This is a genomic window from Bacillus sp. NPDC093026 (assembly GCF_044754665.1).
Lineage (GTDB): Bacteria > Bacillota > Bacilli > Bacillales > Bacillaceae > Bacillus > Bacillus maqinnsis.
On the sequence record NZ_JBIVPN010000002.1, the window covers coordinates 41,407 to 58,352 of the forward strand.

The 16,946-nt window shown below is 39.8% G+C and carries 17 protein-coding genes and 1 other annotated feature; of the genes, 15 read left to right on the forward strand and 2 right to left on the reverse strand.

The window, feature by feature from the left end; translation table 11 throughout:
• The 7 genes from walK to ACIQCE_RS05150 all read left to right on the forward strand — a co-directional run bounded on the left by walK (nucleotide 1) and on the right by ACIQCE_RS05150 (nucleotide 6,608).
• Nucleotides 1–1,839, forward strand: coding sequence for a cell wall metabolism sensor histidine kinase WalK (gene walK, locus ACIQCE_RS05120; RefSeq protein ID WP_353854137.1), 1,839 nt, complete (start codon nucleotides 1–3; stop codon nucleotides 1,837–1,839).
• Nucleotides 1,829–3,190, forward strand: coding sequence for a two-component system activity regulator YycH (yycH, locus tag ACIQCE_RS05125; protein ID WP_400493871.1), 1,362 nt, complete (start codon nucleotides 1,829–1,831; stop codon nucleotides 3,188–3,190). Before walK ends, yycH begins: the two co-directional genes overlap by 11 nt.
• Before the next feature lie 4 nt (nucleotides 3,191–3,194).
• Complete coding sequence (locus tag ACIQCE_RS05130; RefSeq protein WP_400493872.1) at nucleotides 3,195–4,058, forward strand: two-component system regulatory protein YycI; 864 nt, start codon at nucleotides 3,195–3,197, stop codon at nucleotides 4,056–4,058.
• A 6-nt stretch (nucleotides 4,059–4,064) separates the two neighbouring features.
• Nucleotides 4,065–4,859, forward strand: a complete 795-nt coding sequence (locus ACIQCE_RS05135) for an MBL fold metallo-hydrolase (RefSeq protein ID WP_400493873.1) — start codon at nucleotides 4,065–4,067, stop codon at nucleotides 4,857–4,859.
• Between the two features lie 81 nt (nucleotides 4,860–4,940).
• Nucleotides 4,941–6,128 (forward strand): S1C family serine protease, encoded by a 1,188-nt coding sequence (locus ACIQCE_RS05140; RefSeq protein ID WP_400493874.1) that lies wholly within the window; start codon nucleotides 4,941–4,943, stop codon nucleotides 6,126–6,128.
• Nucleotides 6,129–6,194: 66 nt separating this feature from the next.
• Nucleotides 6,195–6,362, forward strand: a complete 168-nt coding sequence (locus ACIQCE_RS05145; RefSeq protein WP_400493875.1) for a hypothetical protein — start codon at nucleotides 6,195–6,197, stop codon at nucleotides 6,360–6,362.
• A 15-nt stretch (nucleotides 6,363–6,377) separates the two neighbouring features.
• Complete coding sequence (locus ACIQCE_RS05150; RefSeq protein ID WP_400494459.1) at nucleotides 6,378–6,608, forward strand: GNAT family N-acetyltransferase; 231 nt, start codon at nucleotides 6,378–6,380, stop codon at nucleotides 6,606–6,608.
• A 54-nt stretch (nucleotides 6,609–6,662) separates the two neighbouring features.
• Here the strand turns inward: ACIQCE_RS05150 and ACIQCE_RS05155 are convergent, their stop codons facing one another.
• Nucleotides 6,663–7,544: an ABC transporter ATP-binding protein gene (locus ACIQCE_RS05155; RefSeq protein ID WP_400493876.1), complete on the reverse strand. Its 882-nt coding sequence runs from the start codon at nucleotides 7,542–7,544 to the stop codon at nucleotides 6,663–6,665.
• Nucleotides 7,545–8,234, reverse strand: a complete 690-nt coding sequence (locus tag ACIQCE_RS05160) for a hypothetical protein (protein WP_400493877.1) — start codon at nucleotides 8,232–8,234, stop codon at nucleotides 7,545–7,547.
• Between the two features lie 188 nt (nucleotides 8,235–8,422).
• Nucleotides 8,423–8,694, forward strand: a binding site (T-box leader).
• A 108-nt stretch (nucleotides 8,695–8,802) separates the two neighbouring features.
• On the opposite strand from ACIQCE_RS05160, the gene ACIQCE_RS05165 reads away from it, so the two are divergent.
• The 8 genes from ACIQCE_RS05165 to ACIQCE_RS05200 all read left to right on the forward strand — a co-directional run bounded on the left by ACIQCE_RS05165 (nucleotide 8,803) and on the right by ACIQCE_RS05200 (nucleotide 16,813).
• On the forward strand, nucleotides 8,803–9,663 hold the full coding sequence (locus ACIQCE_RS05165; RefSeq protein WP_353854144.1) for an SAM hydrolase/SAM-dependent halogenase family protein: 861 nt from the start codon (nucleotides 8,803–8,805) through the stop codon (nucleotides 9,661–9,663).
• Between the two features lie 15 nt (nucleotides 9,664–9,678).
• Nucleotides 9,679–10,236, forward strand: a complete 558-nt coding sequence (locus ACIQCE_RS05170; RefSeq protein WP_400493878.1) for an ECF-type riboflavin transporter substrate-binding protein — start codon at nucleotides 9,679–9,681, stop codon at nucleotides 10,234–10,236.
• A gap of 19 nt (nucleotides 10,237–10,255) precedes the next feature.
• A complete protein-coding gene (locus ACIQCE_RS05175; RefSeq protein ID WP_400493879.1) occupies nucleotides 10,256–11,971 on the forward strand; it encodes an ABC transporter ATP-binding protein in 1,716 nt (571 codons plus the stop codon).
• Nucleotides 11,962–12,792 (forward strand): energy-coupling factor transporter transmembrane component T family protein, encoded by an 831-nt coding sequence (locus ACIQCE_RS05180; protein WP_400493880.1) that lies wholly within the window; start codon nucleotides 11,962–11,964, stop codon nucleotides 12,790–12,792. The genes ACIQCE_RS05175 and ACIQCE_RS05180 overlap by 10 nt, the downstream gene beginning before the upstream one ends.
• A gap of 166 nt (nucleotides 12,793–12,958) precedes the next feature.
• On the forward strand, nucleotides 12,959–13,129 hold the full coding sequence (locus tag ACIQCE_RS05185) for a CxxH/CxxC protein (protein WP_400493881.1): 171 nt from the start codon (nucleotides 12,959–12,961) through the stop codon (nucleotides 13,127–13,129).
• A gap of 80 nt (nucleotides 13,130–13,209) precedes the next feature.
• Complete coding sequence (rlmH, locus tag ACIQCE_RS05190) at nucleotides 13,210–13,689, forward strand: 23S rRNA (pseudouridine(1915)-N(3))-methyltransferase RlmH (RefSeq protein ID WP_400493882.1); 480 nt, start codon at nucleotides 13,210–13,212, stop codon at nucleotides 13,687–13,689.
• Nucleotides 13,690–14,737: 1,048 nt separating this feature from the next.
• Complete coding sequence (locus ACIQCE_RS05195) at nucleotides 14,738–16,003, forward strand: DNA methyltransferase (protein ID WP_400493883.1); 1,266 nt, start codon at nucleotides 14,738–14,740, stop codon at nucleotides 16,001–16,003.
• Nucleotides 16,004–16,015: 12 nt separating this feature from the next.
• On the forward strand, nucleotides 16,016–16,813 hold the full coding sequence (locus ACIQCE_RS05200) for a hypothetical protein (protein WP_400493884.1): 798 nt from the start codon (nucleotides 16,016–16,018) through the stop codon (nucleotides 16,811–16,813).
• The last annotated feature ends 133 nt before the right edge of the window (nucleotides 16,814–16,946 follow it).

The following is a 16,946-nucleotide window of genomic DNA, read 5'->3' on the forward strand; positions in this document are numbered from 1 at the left end:
ATGAGTAAAGTAGGTTTTTTTCGCTCGATTCATTTTAAATTGACATTAATCTACGTGCTGCTGATCATTGTTGCTATGCAGATCATTGGCGTGTACTTTGTGAAGCAGCTAGAGCAGTCCTTAATTAATTCCTATGATAATTCCTTGAATCAGCGAATATACTCGTTATCGTATTACCTAGAACAAGATTCATCGAAAAGCAAGGCTGAATTAAAAGAGGATGCTCAAAAGATCTTAAACGACTTTAACAATAAAGATGAGTCTAATGAAATTTCCGAAGTCAGTTTTATTGATGAAAGTAGAGAAGTCATTGCCTCTGTGAATAATGGAAATCAAGAGATTGCCGGCAAGAAAATCACTGATCAAATCATCAGTCGTATTTTCGCTGTCGGCAAAGATTACGAGAAGAAATTCTATGACCCAACCTCTAATAAACGTGTCCGCATTTCAGCGACAGCAGTGAAGAATGAAAATCAAGAGACCGTTGGTGTGATTTATGTTGTTTCATCTATGGAAAGTGTTTTTAACCAAATGCGAACCATTAATACAATTTTGGCAACAGGAACGCTACTTGCCCTTGGGATAACCGCTCTACTTGGTATATTCATATTCAGAACCATCACACATCCAATTTCGGATATGAGGAAACAAGCGATAGAGCTGGCAAAAGGGAATTTTTCCAGAAAGGTTCGGAAGTATGGTCATGATGAAATTGGTCAGCTTGCGACGACGTTTAATCATCTGACGAGAGAATTGGAGGAAGCCCAGCTCATGACAGAAGGTGAGCGGAAAAAGCTTTCTTCCGTTATTGCCTATATGACAGATGGTGTCATTGCGACAAATCAAAATGGGGCCATTATTCTTTTAAACAGCCCAGCATTAGAGCTTCTGAATGTTTCACGTGAAACAGCGCTTGAGATGCCAATTACGTCATTGCTCGGTCTGGAAGAAACCCATACATTTGAAGATTTGGTCGAAAATCAAGATTCTATGCTACTTGAAATTGAACGAGAAGATCAACTAGCTATTTTACGTGTGAATTTCTCTGTTATCCAGAAAGAGCATGGGAAGATTGACGGCTTGATTGCGGTGATTTATGACGTAACAGAGCAGGAGAAAATTGATGCTGAACGACGTGAATTCGTAGCGAACGTATCCCATGAGCTTCGTACACCTTTAACTACGATGCGGAGCTACCTTGAAGCACTTGCAGAGGGAGCTATTAGTGATAAAGAGCTTGCCCCAAGGTTCTTAAGTGTAACTCAAAATGAAACAGAGCGCATGATCAGGCTTGTAAATGACCTGCTGCAGTTATCGAAGTTTGATAGCAAGGATTATCAATTCAATCGTGAGTGGACGAATTTTATCAGGTTTATCTCTTTGGTGATTGACCGCTTTGAAATGACGAAGGAGCAGCATGTGGAGTTCATCCGCAATCTCCCTGATCGTGAAATTTATGTTGAAATTGATCAAGACAAAATTACACAGGTGCTCGATAATATTATTTCTAATGCCTTAAAATATTCACCAGAGGGTGGGCATATCACCTTTACAGTGGATCTGGATGAGGAAAAAGGGCTTGTGTTATTCAGCGTCAAAGATGAAGGAATCGGTATTCCGAAGAAGGATATGGATAAAATCTTTGAACGTTTTTATCGAGTGGATAAAGCGAGAACGAGAAAGCTTGGCGGAACCGGTCTAGGTCTTGCGATTGCGAAGGAAATGGTACAGGCTCATGGCGGAGATATTTGGGCTGACAGCATTGAAGGAAAAGGGACAACTGTCACCTTTACCCTTCCTTACAATGAAGAACAAGAGGATGATTGGGATGAAGCGTGAGACCTTTAAAACCATAATATTGACAATCTTAATTGCGATCAGTCTTGTGTTTACGTGGAATATTTGGATGTTCCAGCCAGTCATGCAAGATCAGGCGGACACTGGCACACAGGTCGTGGAAACGAAGAAGATTTCAAGTGATGAGCCTCGAAGTCTCATTGATGTCATCAAGCCGCGTGAGATGTTCATTCATTCAAATGGCGAGCATTATAAAGTGGACCAAAAGGAGCTCTTTCAAAACTTTTGGAATGATGTCAGCCTTTGGGATGTCAAGGAAATTGAGGATGTGTCTGACCAATATTCCGAGCAGAGATTTAAGAATTTCTTTTACGGACAGGGAGGTCAAGGAAAGACATTGGATCTTGTTTTTAATGATCCAATTCCAATTGATATTTTCCAAGCGCTGTTTAAATGGCCGAATAAATCAATTGAATACAATTCGTTTGACCGAATGATTGTTCCGTTCTCCCAGCAGGACAAGGCATATAAGAAGGTATATTTGGTCTCATATAGCAAGGAATCTGTGCTTGAGCTGACCATTGAGTCGCCAAACTATCGTAACCTGATGTCAAGAATCGCAGCAGCTCAAAACAAGATGCCGCGCTATGACTTATATACGTTCTCATCAAATTCTAAAAGAGATTTCTTACTACCGAGAAAGCAAATGCAACTTGAATCCAAAATGTTCTTTATCGAAACGATTAAGACGAGCAAATTCAAGGATGCCTTGTTTACAGACCCAAGTCTTGTCGGTGAAGAGTCCAATTTAAATCGAACGGTTTATACAGATGGTACAAGTCGTCTTGAGGCGAATCAAAAAGATCACCGCATACAATATCAGCATCGCAATATCAACTCCAGCGCAGTGTTTCAAACGGGAGATTTGATTAAGCGAAGTGTAAAATATTTCAATGATACAGGAAGCTTTACCGATGATTATCAATATTTCGGGATTAACAGCAATCAGCAGCTATCCTTTAATATGTTTATGGACGGTCTTCCAATCATCAACAGCACGAAGCACCCATTTGGTATGACATCCCTTGAAGTCCAGTGGGCAAATGATGACATTTTGAATTACAAGCGTCCAAACTATATTCTCGGCAACAAGGCGAGCCAAAGTGAACAGGTCAAGCTGATGAATGGTACAGAGCTCAAGGACTTGATTATCAAGCAGACGAAATATGATGATCTTGAGAAAATTGAACAGATTTTCCCAGCCTATCAAGCCGCTTCAACCGCATCAGATCAGGATCGAGCACTTTTTGTATGGCTACAGCCAGTGTGGTGCATGAAATATAATGGCAAGACAGTGATCCTAACGAAAGATTTACTGGCAGAGGGGAGCTAGAATAATGGAGTGGAATAAGACCAAAACGATCTTCATCCTAGCCTTTCTCGTTCTCGATATTTTTCTAGGTTTTCAATACTTTGAAAAACGCTCAACCGATCATTTTGCTATTATAGAAAAAACCGATACACTTGAAGAAATGAAAGCAGATGGTATTAAATATGGCAATCTATCAGATGAAGCAAAGATTGGATACCGCATTACAGCAGAAAAGAAGCAATTTACGAAAAAGGATGTTGACGGGTTATCTGATCAAAAGGTCAAGAGCACATTCCCTAAAACAGACAAGGATGATCCTGTGACTGTGCTCGAAATGACATTTCAAGATCCGGTGGCTCTGCCGAAAAAAGATATCAAAACTGCGGCAACGAACCTAGTGAACCAGCGTTTGCTTGATGGGAAGAACTATAAGTTGTGGAGTATTGATGAAGACGCAGGGGAGATAGTCTTTTTCCAAACATATAAAGGGAAATACATCTTCCAAGAAGGCTTGGACGAAACCGAAACGATTGGAAAAATTACGTTGAAGCTAAATGACGAGAACAAAGTCGTATCGTATCAACAGTCGATGGTCACATCAATTAATGAAGTGAGAAAAGAAACCCTTATCCCAGCGCTTGAAACGGTTAAGGACTTATATACACAAAACATGTTGAGTCAGAACACGACAGTGAAAAAGGTAGAACTCGGCTACTATACACAATATCCAGGTGCAAGTACTCAAGTCATGGTTCCTGTATGGAGAGTGGAGCTTGAAGGCACAGTAGCTGGTTCAAAGAAAAAGACCGAGGAAGAATATTTGATCAATGCCATCGACGGATCAACACTTGATCATATAGAGAAAGATGACAAATCTTCAATGGAGTGAGAGAACATGAGCTTGCAGTTCAGTGTACTAGCGAGCGGAAGTACGGGGAACGCTTTTTATTTAGAAACGGACGAGCACGCCTTTTTGGTGGATGCTGGTTTAAGCGGCAAACAGATGGTCGAGCTTCTTGGTCAAATCGACCGAAAGCCTGAAGACTTGGACGGAATTTTTGTGACACACGAGCACTCAGATCATATTAAGGGGCTCGGTGTCATGGCAAGAAAGTACAAGCTGCCCGTCTATGCGAATGCGAAAACGTGGAAGGCAATGGAATCCCAAATCGGTAAGATCGAAACAGACCAGAAGTTCCATTTTGATATGGAGACTGTTCAATCATTTGGAGCCCTTGATGTCGAGTCATTTGGTGTGTCTCATGATGCAGCAGAGCCAATGTTTTATGTGTTTCATTATGGAGGGCGCAAGCTTGCCCTCATGACGGATACAGGTTATGTGAGTGATCGGATGAAAGGGATTATCAAATCGGCGAATACCTTTGTATTTGAGAGTAATCACGACGTCGGGATGTTGCAAATGGGGAGATATCCTTGGAGCATTAAACGCAGAATACTAAGTGATGTCGGGCATGTATCAAATGAAGATGCCGCCCTTGCCATGACAGAGGTCATTGGTGATGCCACTTCCCGTATTTATTTGGCTCATTTAAGTCAAGACAACAATATGAAGGATTTAGCCCGCATGGCGGTTCAGCAGACGCTTGAAATGAAGGGCTTTGTAGTGGGAGATGGCTTTGAATTATATGATACTGACCCGAAAAAGGCGACCCCGCTTTGCGCCGTATGATTTTTACAATCGTATGATTAAGATAGGAGCATCTTACCAACACTATATACATCATCTATTCACTGAAAGGAAGGAAACATAGTGGATTATCGCGATATAGAGTGGAAGCCGAGACGAAGCAGAAAAGGATATTTCTTATCTGGTTTGATCGGTGTATTAGTAGGAGCTTTTTTAATGGGATTCTTTTTCCCATATGTATATGGACAGAGCAGCGGTTCCTTTGGATGGCAGCGGGCTGGAGAACAGCAAATATCAGAAGGCCCTATAAAAACTGTCAATGTTAACGTCAATGATGCTGTGACGAAAGTTGTTTCTAGTATGTCTGATACTGTCGTTGGCGTCATTAACATCCAGAAGTCGAGCTTTTGGGACGAAGGCGGAGAAGCAGGCAGCGGTTCGGGTGTAATTTATAAAAAAAAGGGCGATACCTTTTACATCGTGACGAACCATCACGTTATCAAAGGAGCGAATCAGCTTGAAGTGAGTCTGCAAGATGGGACTAGAATCGGGGCCAACCTCGTGGGAAGCGATCAGCTCATGGACTTAGCTGTGCTGACAGTAAAAAGTGATAAGATCAAGAAAACTGCTACATTTGGTAATTCAGATCATGTAAAACCCGGTGAACCTGTGATTGCCATTGGGAATCCATTAGGGCTTGAATTTGCAGGGTCTGTCACACAAGGTGTTATTTCTGGTACGGAACGTGCCATTCCAGTTGATTCAAATGGAGACGGTCAGACCGATTGGAATGCGGAAGTCTTACAAACGGATGCCGCCATCAACCCTGGGAACAGTGGTGGTGCGCTGATCAATATGGACGGGAAAGTGATCGGCATCAATTCGATGAAGATTGCTGAATCAGAGGTAGAAGGAATCGGGCTATCTATTCCAGCTAACCTTGTGATCCCTGTTATAGAAGATTTAGAGCGCTATGGTGAAGTCAAACGTCCATACCTTGGCGTTGGTATGAAATCATTACTAGATATCGCAAGCTATCATTGGCAGGAAACGTTGAAACTGCCAACAAAAGTGACAACAGGTGTCGTAGTGATGAGCGTTGAACCTTTGTCTCCAGCAGGAAAAGCGGGATTAAAAGAGCTGGATGTGGTGACATCTTTTGATGGAAAGAACGTACAAAATATTGTGGATTTGCGCAAATATTTGTATCAAAAGAAAGTCGGCGATAAGGTAAAGGTACAATTTTATCGAAGCGGAAAGAAAAAGTCGGTAGAGATCAAACTCTCCCAAACCGACCAATTTGGCGGATAGCCAGTTCCATGATGGGACTGGTTTTTTTGCATGCTCATCATATGAGGATGGAAAGGGGGCATACGATTGGTTACATTACAACCGATGTCACAATCAGATGAAGCCTCATTGATGGAGGCGTCCATTAAGAGATATGCAGAAAAGGAAGAAGCGCTTGAGAATGCAGAAGATCAATTTAACAGTCTGCTTCCCAACGGCATTCATACAGAAAATCATGAGCTGTTGAATTTATGAAACGGGGAAGAAGCCATTGGCTGGGTTTGGCTCTATCACGATCCGCATCACCCTCAACAAGAAGGCTTTATGTATAACTTTACCTTAGTTGAGACTTACCGGGGAAAAGGCTTTGCGAAACAAGCCATTGCTGCATTAGAGAAGCGAGCAAAGACATTAGAGGTGCAAAAACTCTCGCTACACGTCTGTGCCCATAATCGAATGGCCTGTTCGCTTTACGAGAAATCGGGCTTTGCAGAAATATGAGTAAACTTCTATCAACAAAGAAGAAGTACCGTGCAAACAGCGTACGGTACTTTTTTATGAGGATATAACGTCATCCTGAGCCATCACTCGATATAGATCTACCTTACATTTAACGAAGGCACGGATAATAGCAGGGATTCGGGCTTCTGAATGAATCAACAATGAGGTCTCATCATCACTGATCACAAGATCTGTTCCCACACTTTGCAAGTACTGCGTGAGAACAGGTTTCACCTCATCATCAATCCATGCATGTTTGAAGGTGACACGAATGTTTGAGGACGTGAGGGTTTTCTCTAGGGGGTGAGTACTTGGAGGCACTAATTTTCCTTCAGAAATGAACACAGCTTTTGTACAGATACTCCTTGTAAACCTTGGACTGTCAGCCGTTAAAAGCACCGTTTTCCCTTCATATTTGAGTGCTTGAATCACCTGTTGGATGTGTATGATGGAATCTGAATCAATATCAGCAAAAGGCTCATCGAGTAAAATAAATTCAGGCTGATGGGCGATTGCCTGTGCCATTCCTAGACGTTTCTTCATGCCAGATGTAAAGGCACCTATTTTCTCATGCTGATAGGGGCGTAAACCGACGAATTCCAGCAATTCTTCATAAAAGCTTGTCTTCTGACGTGATCCCGTAATTTTAGATAAATAGGCAACATGCTCAATTGCGGTGAGTCCTTCATATAAATCCGTATATTCGGGCAAAACGCCTATTTGATGCCTCACTTTTTTTAAGGAAAGAGCATTCATGATCGTAAAAGTGCCAGAAGTCGGACGAGAGAAACCCGTAATGATATTGAAAAACGTAGTTTTCCCCGCTTCTTTTGGTCCGATTAGTCCGAAGACATCTCCTTTTTGTACTTCTAGATCAATATGATCTATCGCTACTTTCGTCCGATATATTTTTGTCAGCCCTTTTGTTTGAAGCACCTACACATCCCTCCTCTGAAACAGGAGCGCTGTTCCAATCAGTAAGAAAGTGGTCAATGCCGCATTTATCAGGACAAAGGTAAGCGGCTCCCTCCAGCGTGCATAATAATAGGGGGTCATGAATTGAAACCAGTGGATAAACCATTCTGATGAAAAAACAGATATCACACTGATGATCGGAAAAAGAAATGAAAACAACATCCCAACAAACATTGATCTCTGCGGCGTCGGAAAGAGTATAGATAAAAACAAAGCAAACGAGATGCCCACGCTGATAAAAGTCAATGTTTTGAAGGCATCAGAGAATAGAAAACGGTGTGAAATGACCATGTTCAAAACATATGTCGTCATAATACAACTGAACCAAAATAGCATCAATCCAAGGTATTTGCCAATGACAATATTCAGACGTGTCGTTTTGCTCACAAGAAAACGAATCGTTTTCAAATAAATTTCGCGACTCAAAATATCATGAGACAATAAAAAAATAAGGAAAAAACCAAATAATGAGATCACCAGTTCATTCCCAATCGAATAAGGGTCCTTTACCTGCTGCCATACATCTTGATAAGTTGCGACAAAAGGAAGACTTGATACAAAAGTAGATAAAAAGAAAATAATCACAATTGTTAAAATGGATTTTGTACTCTTAAAGAGCTGCTTAAACTCATTAAAACAGATGGTCCACACGCACTGTACCTCCCTTCATCTTTATTATAACGCTAGAAAAGAAAGACACCATATCCTGCTCTTTAACATTTGTTTAAATTTTAAAAAAAGGACTCTTCCAACAGAAATTAATTTATTTTTAAAAATGTTCAGAATTATATCTTGATTTATAAAAAAACATCATGTATGATAGCGTTAACTCAAAATAAGAACAGGCAATGACGAGAGAAAGTACAATCATCAATTTTTTCACAGAGAGCTTCGGTAGCTGAAAAGAAGCAAAAAATAATGATTCGAAAAATGGTCTCTGAGCCTCGTGCTGAACGTATCTTTGATATTAGTAGGTCACGACGAGAATTGGTACTCGTTATCAAAACCACAGTATATGAGCCAGATTGGAGCTTTGTACTTGTAGAGGCTGTTTAGCGTGAGCAAACAGTAAATAAAGGTGGTACCACGAGACAAATACCTCGTCCTTATGTTTCAAAGATAAGGATGGGGTATTTTTTATTTTCCACTTTTTTCATACAAATGTTCAAATGTTCCACGTGAAACACACAACCATTTTTCAAATGAAAGGGAGATTGACATGAGTGAACATGCATTGGTTTTACAATCAGATTTCGGCATTGATGATGGTGCTGTCAGTGCAATGTATGGAGTGGCAAATACGGTCAGCAACAACATTCGCATTTTTGATTTAACGCACAACATTCCGCAATATGACATTTGGGAGGCATCTTATCGCCTGCTCCAAACCGTCACATACTGGCCGGAGGAAACGGTCTTCGTCTCTGTTGTTGACCCTGGCGTTGGATCAGAGCGAAAGAGTCTTGTCGTCAAAACAACAAGCTCACACTATATCATTACCCCAGATAACGGGACACTCACGCACGTCGCACAGGATATTGGGATTGTCGAAGCCCGTTATTTAGATGAAACCATCAACCGGCTACCGAAGTCGGGAAAATCACATACATTCCATGGAAGAGATATTTATGCATATACAGGAGCGAGAATCGCTTCAGGTGTGATTTCCTTTGAAGAGGTAGGACCAAAGGCGAATATTGATGATATTATTCACCTTCCAGTTGTAAAGGCTTATGCAGAAGGTGAGGTCATCACAGGGACGATTGATATTTTGGATGTCAGATTCGGAAACCTTTGGACAAACATCCATTACACGTTATTTGAACAACTTTCAATTAATTATGGTGATGCAATAGAAGTTACCATTGCCAACGGACCAAAAAATGTGTATAAAAATATCATGACCTATGGACGATCTTTTGCCGATTTAAAGGTAGGCGAACCACTCGTATATGTCAATTCACTCGACCATCTAGGTGTGGCGATCAATCAAGGGTCATTTGCAAAGGCTTATAACATCGGTACAGGCACAGGCTGGCGCCTTTCGATTCGAAAAGCTCCGCGCATTATATACGAATAAGAAGGAGGAAACATCATGGCAGGTAAACAACTTTCAACGAAAACTGTCGTTGCCATCGGAATTGGCGCAGCCGTCTTTGTCATTTTAGGTCGCTTCGTTTCGATTCCAACAGGCATTCCCAATACACAAATTGAAACATCGTACGCATTCCTTGCTTTAATGGCTGTGTTATTTGGTCCTGTTGCAGGCGCACTCATTGGTTTTATAGGTCATCTTATTAAAGATGCCACCACATTCGGCCCTTGGTGGAGCTGGATTATCGTTTCGGGTTTTGTAGGTTTAATGATCGGCTTCATTTCAAACCGTTTAAAAGTAGAAGAGGGTGACTTCGGCTGGAAAAAAATCGCGCTTTTCAATGTAGTGCAAATAAGCGTGCAGGCACTTGGCTGGTTTGTCATTGCCCCTGTGCTTGATATTGTGATCTATGCTGAACCCGCTAAAAAAGTATTCGCACAAGGAATTGTGGCAGGTATATCCAACATCATGACAGTCGGTATACTTGGTACGATCATCATTGCAGCTTATGCAAAAACGAGAAGCAAAAGCGGCAGCCTATCGAAAGAAACATCATGAAGCAAGGTGGAACACATAAATGAAGAAACCGATGATTCAATTCGAACATTTCGGATTCAAATATCGTAGTCAGTCAGAACCGACATTGAAAGACATCAATCTGACCATCTATGAAGGTGAAAAAGTCTTAATAGCAGGCCCGTCTGGATCGGGTAAAAGCACACTAGCTCATTGTATCAATGGGCTAGTTCCTGCGTCTTATAAAGGCTCAATGGAAGGAAGTCTTCACATCGGCGGAAAGGATGCAGAAAAGGAGAGCATTTTCTCCCTCTCACAGCTCGTCGGAACGGTCCTGCAAGACCCTGATGGACAATTTATCGGTCTGACGGTTGCAGAAGATATAGCGTTTACGCTAGAAAATGACCAGGTAGCACGTGAAGAGATGACGGCTCGTGTAGAAGAAGCGGCGAGATTAACAGAAGTAGACGGCAAGCTGGCATCATCCGTACATGAGCTGTCAGGTGGTCAAAAACAGCGTGTCGCCATTGCAGGCGTGCTTGTAAACGATGTCGACATTTTACTCTTTGATGAACCGCTTGCGAGCCTCGATCCCGCAACAGGCAAGGAAGTCATTGACCTCATTGACCGATTGCAAAAAGAAACGAAAAAGACGGTTGTCATGATCGAGCACCGATTAGAGGATGTACTGTACCGCCATGTAGATCGCATTATCGTCATCCACGACGGAACCATTGCAGCAGATATGACACCAGATGAATTACTCGCTTCGAATGTTTTGGAAGAGACAAATTTGCGAGAGCCATTATATGTGAAGGCGATGAAGTATGCAGGGATTCAGGTGAGGTCAAGCGGGCAGCTAGCCGACTTAAAACGTCTGACCTTAGATGACGATGCCAAGCATAAAATCAAACAGTGGATGGAAATAGAGCATCAGGCAAAGGAAGAGAAAATAGCGCACGATTTGTTAGAAGTGCGGGATCTTAGCTTTGACTACCCTACAAGACCAAACACGCTCAAAAACATCTCCTTTACTGTGAAAAAAGGGGAAATGGTCAGCATTGCGGGAGCCAATGGAGCTGGCAAAACGACACTATCCAAGCTACTCTGTGCGTTTGAAAAACCATCTAAAGGAGCGATCCTTTTAAATGGCGATGACATCACAGGAGATACGATCAAACAACGCTCCGAACGAATCGGTGTCGTCATGCAAAACCCGAATCAAATGATTTCAAAGCAAATGATCTTTGATGAGGTAGCGCTAGGTCTTGTGCTAAGAGGTGTACGGGAGGAAGAAATAAAAGAGCGTGTCGAGCGTGTCCTCAAAGTATGCGGCTTGTATCCATTTCGGAACTGGCCCATTTCGGCCCTCAGCTTTGGACAGAAAAAACGCGTCACCATTGCGTCTATTCTTGCATTAGAGCCTGAGATCATCATTTTAGACGAGCCAACCGCCGGACAGGATTTTAGACATTACACAGAAATGATGACGTTCTTAGAGCAACTAAATAAACAAGGCGTCACGATTTTAATGATTACACACGATATGCATTTGATGCTGGAATACACGACAAGAACCATTGTCATTTCAGATGGAGAAAAAATCGCAGATGATACACCAGCCAAAGTGCTGACAGATCAGCTGCTTGTCCAAAAGGCGAGCTTAAAAGAAACATCACTTTATGAATTGGCGATAAAAGCAGAATGGCCGAATCCAAATGAACTCGTGGATCGCTTCATTGAGGTTGACAGAAAGGAACGAATGACATGGCTGTAGACATGTTGTCCTATATCGACCGCCCGTCGCCGATTCATCGGCTGACAGGTGCAACCAAACTCATTTGCTTTATCCTCTGGTCATCCGCAGCGATGCTCACGTATGATACAGGCGTATTAGTCTTTATGCTAGTTGCTAGTATCGTATTCTTTCAGCTATCGAACGTGAAATTTCGTGATATCTCCTTCGTGGTGATCGTTCTGGCGATATTTTTAGTGATCAACAACATCGCCATTTACATCTTTGCGCCTCAGCAAGGTGTTGCCATCTACGGAGCAAAGCACGAGCTGTTTCATATTGCAGGCTGGTACAATGTCACACTTGAGCAGCTTTTCTATCAATTGAACATTACACTCAAATATGTGACGGTCATGCCAGCGGCGCTCTTATTTATTGTGACAACGAATCCAAGTGAATTTGCCTCATCATTAAGTCGAATTGGTGTGAGCTACCGGATCTCGTACGCCGTAGCGATTGCTTTACGCTATATTCCAGACATCCAGCGGGATTTTCGGACGATTGCGATCTCTCAGCAAGCGAGAGGAATTGATTTATCGAAGAACGAAAAACTAGGCAAACGAATCAAAAATGCATTATCAATCGTCATGCCGCTTATTTTCTCCAGCCTAGAGCGGATTGAGACGATTAGCAATGCAATGGAGCTGCGCGGATTTGGAAAGCATAAAAAGCGCACATGGTTTACGGCGAAAGACTTTCAAAAAGCAGACTATGTGGCGTTATTGTTTGTTGGTGTGGTGCTGATCGTGTCTCTTGTGATTACGTTTGTCAGAGGAACGAGATTTTATAATCCATTTATATAGAAGGAACCCTTCACTTCACAGGAAGTGGAGGTTTTTTTGTTTGGTTTGTGGATAAAAGGTGTGCAAAATGGCAAAAGACTATTAACATGTGAATAAATCGGTTATATTGAACAATGAGCAAAACACTTGTGAATAACCAGAGAATATATTGGAGGAATAGAAACTTATGAACAAATCACTTTATGCTTGCGCAGAACATATAGAAACCGTACTAGACATGTACATAGATGATCACGAAACGCCACCAGAATTCAGAAAAATCGAACATACACACAGGTTATCCACAGCCTGTGAATTGTGCGATGAACCTGCAATATATATAGTGGGGAACGAATGATCGGACACAAAATACACAAATTTTATCCACAATTGTTGATAACTTATATGAATAACTTGTTCTTAAGGTGGGGATGACCTGTGAATATATCAATCATCACAATCGGAAAATTAAAAGAAAAATATTTAAAACAAGGCATAGCTGAATACACAAAACGATTACAAGCCTATGCCAAAGTCGACATCATTGAGCTCGCAGACGAAAAAGCACCCGAACACCTCAGCGATCAAGACATGAAAATCATCAAAGACAAAGAAGGCGAACGCATCCTAAGCAAAATCAACCCAGACGCCCACGTCATCGCCCTCGCCATCGAAGGAAAGATGAAAAGTTCCGAAGAATTAGCCGATACAATAGATAAGCTGGCAACATACGGAAAAAGCAAGGTGTGTTTTGTCATAGGCGGATCCCTTGGGTTAAGCGATGCTGTGATGCAGCGTGCGAATGAGAAGCTATCGTTTTCGAAAATGACGTTTCCGCATCAGTTGATGAGGCTGGTACTCCTGGAGCAGATTTATCGGGTGTTTCGGATTGTGCGGGGGGAGCCTTATCATAAGTGATGGTAAACAAAAAAACAGAGTGTATTATTGAGATTTCTAAATTAAAAATAGGTTAAATAAGTAGCAATACAAAGTGGAAGAGAAGTAATTTGGTTTTCCTCTTTTTATTACTTATTAAGTTTTCAATTAAGATACTATAGAAGTTTGATTATTTTGTATAATAGAATTTCTGAAACTAAGCACTTCAAATTGTACAATTATTGTGGTAAATAATAGATAAAATATAATAATCATACAGTATAGAATATGATGATGTAATTGATGTTGAAAAAGCTTTTGAACTTTATTGGAATGGTCAAATAACAGATAAAAGAGCTTTTGAATGATTGCTGATGTTAGGGGGAGATGTGGTATGTCGAAATGGCTCACACAGACGTTTAAAGCGTTTATGGAATAACCAAAAAAAAGATAAAACAAATTGAAGCCCAGTAAAATAAAAATATATAAGGATTTTATAAGAGCGAAGAAACTTTCGTTCTTTTTTGTGAATTCTTAAAGCTAAAAATCGACATATTGGTGATCTGTTTTATTTCTCACTTAAAAAAATTACCGTTTTGATAGACTACTTCCATTTTATTACTCTTCGTGTGCTTCCCTACATTTAAAAGGAGTTTTTCATACATAGAACAAATGTTATAATAGAGTTTATATGTTATATCAGGCGTGACAGGAACATTTTTATAACAGCAGTTGTATGGCTAATATGAAAAATTTAAAGCCATTAAGAGGACATCTTATCTTCTCAAAAGGGAGATAAACATCATAAAAATAAATTAGGTCATAGAGAGGCTATGATATTACAAATATAACGAGAAATGACAAACTTAATAATCGTTATAGTTGGTTGTTTAGCTAATTCGCTGATTTTAAGCTACAAATTTATAAAAATAGTATTATTAAGAGAAACGCAAGAAAAAATTAGTTGTAGATGCACAATAAAAATAAGCTAAAATCATCGGTGGCATTTTTGGGGATAAAATTTTATGTAACTGTCTATTACGGTAGAATATATTTAGATTCAACAAAAAGTAGAGGTGTTCAGTTTAATATGACATATTCAGTTCAAAATAAACAAGGGCTAGAATTAAATAGATTTTATGAAGAGGATTTACCGATACATGATTGGTATCGTTTTATACTTTCCTATCCTCCACATTTAGTAAGAAATTACGTGAACGAGTTTAACTTAAATGAAAATCATACGGTGCTCGATCCTTTTTGTGGAACAGGTACAACAGTAGTTGAGTGTAAAAAGATGGGTGTGAAGTCTGTGGGTTTAGAAGCCAATCCTTTAGCTCAACTAGCAGGAAAAGTCAAAATAGATTGGAATATTGACGGAAATGAATTGGTCGAAGTAGCGAAAGAAATTGCTCAAAAAGCTTTGGAAAAGATTAATGAGGAGACAAGCTTAAGAACATTATCAGAAGAAAAACAAAAGTTAATAATTAAAAATTCTATAAGTGAGTTACCTTTACATAAAACTTTAATTCTATGCGAGGTTTTAGAAGATTACGATAAGTGTAGATACTACGACCATCTTAAATTAGCATTGGCAAAGCAAATAGTCTTTTCTTATAGCAATTTGAAGTTTGGTCCTGAAGTTGGTGTTAGTAGGAAGAAAAAACAGGATGCAGATGTTGTGGGATTATGGATTAAACAAGTAGAAAATATGTCTACAGATCTTCAGCAGTATCAAACCTTTAGTGCCGTAGAGTCAGAAGTAATTTTGGGTGACGCAAGAGATATAAAAGATAACATTCCAAAAGCTAGTATTGACGCGGTTATTACATCACCCCCTTATCCGAATGAAAAAGACTACACGAGAACAACTCGATTGGAATCAGTAATTTTAGGATATGTAAACACAAAAGCGGAATTGAGAGCTAATAAAGAGAAACTATTGCGTTCAAACACTAGAAATGTTTACGTTAAAGATGATGATGAAAAATGGGTTAAAGATAACAAGACAATTCAAAGCTTGGTTAGAAAGATTGAGGATAAAAGAATTGAATTAAATAAAACTTCCGGTTTTGAAAAATATTACCATCGAGTGGTTGAATTATATTTCGGAGGTATTGCAAGACATTTGGAAAGCTTAAAATCTTTATTAAAACCAAATGCAAAATTGGCGTATGTAGTGGGAGATCAAGCTTCTTATTTTAGGGTATTAATAAAAACAGGTGAGATTATAGCAGAGGTAGCCACAGATTTAGGATATAAAGTAGAAAGAATAGACTTATTTCGTACTAGGATTTCCACTGTTACCGGAGAACAATTAAAAGAGGAAGTTGTAATACTTAGTTGGGAAGGATAAGGGGGAAGTGATTTGGAGATAAAGCAAAATAGATACTCCCAAATTGTTGAGCATATTTTTTTAAGTAGGTATATTGATGGGGCAGAATATATAGAGTTTAAAAGAGATGAATTTATTGAGACAGCTAAATCTTTAAATATAGCTTTACCAAAAAATTTAGGTGATGTAATTTATTCTTTTAAATTCAGAACACCTTTACCAAAGGCTATTGTGGATAGAGCGCCAAATGGGAAAGAGTGGGTAATTAAGAATGTGGGAAGAGCAAAGTATGCTTTTGTAGCGGTAAAGGAATCTAGAATAATACCAGACGACATGATGATGAAGATAAAAATACCGGATGCTACTCCGAGTATTGTTCAAAAGCATGCCTTGTCAGATGAACAAGCGTTATTAACTAAGGTCAGATATAATAGATTAATTGATGTTTTCTCTGGTGTGACTTGTTATTCCTTGCAGAATCATCTTAGAACTACGGTTCAAGGTATAGGTCAAGTAGAGACAGATGAACTATATGTAGGTGTAGATAAAAACGGAAAACATTATGTTTTTCCTGTACAAGCTAAAGGTGGCACAGATGAAATCGGTGTTGTACAAATAGAGCAAGATATTGCGTTATGTAGAGAAAAGTATTCAGATTTAATCTGTAAAGCTATTGCTACGCAATTTATAAGTGATGATGTAATTGCTATATTTGAATTTACTCTAGTTGATGGAGATATTAGAAAGGTTAAAGAAAAACACTATCAATTAGTAAGCCATGAAAATATTTCTTTAGATGAAATTCGAAAGTATAATGAATTGGTTGAATAGTTTATTAAGGACAGTCCAGCTAATCTTTTTAGATAAAGATAGCTGGTTTTTTTAGTCTTGAAAAAAATTATATTAACAATCTAGTCTGTTTTCATAAAACCTTATACATAAGAGTTAACAAAAATAACGAGCA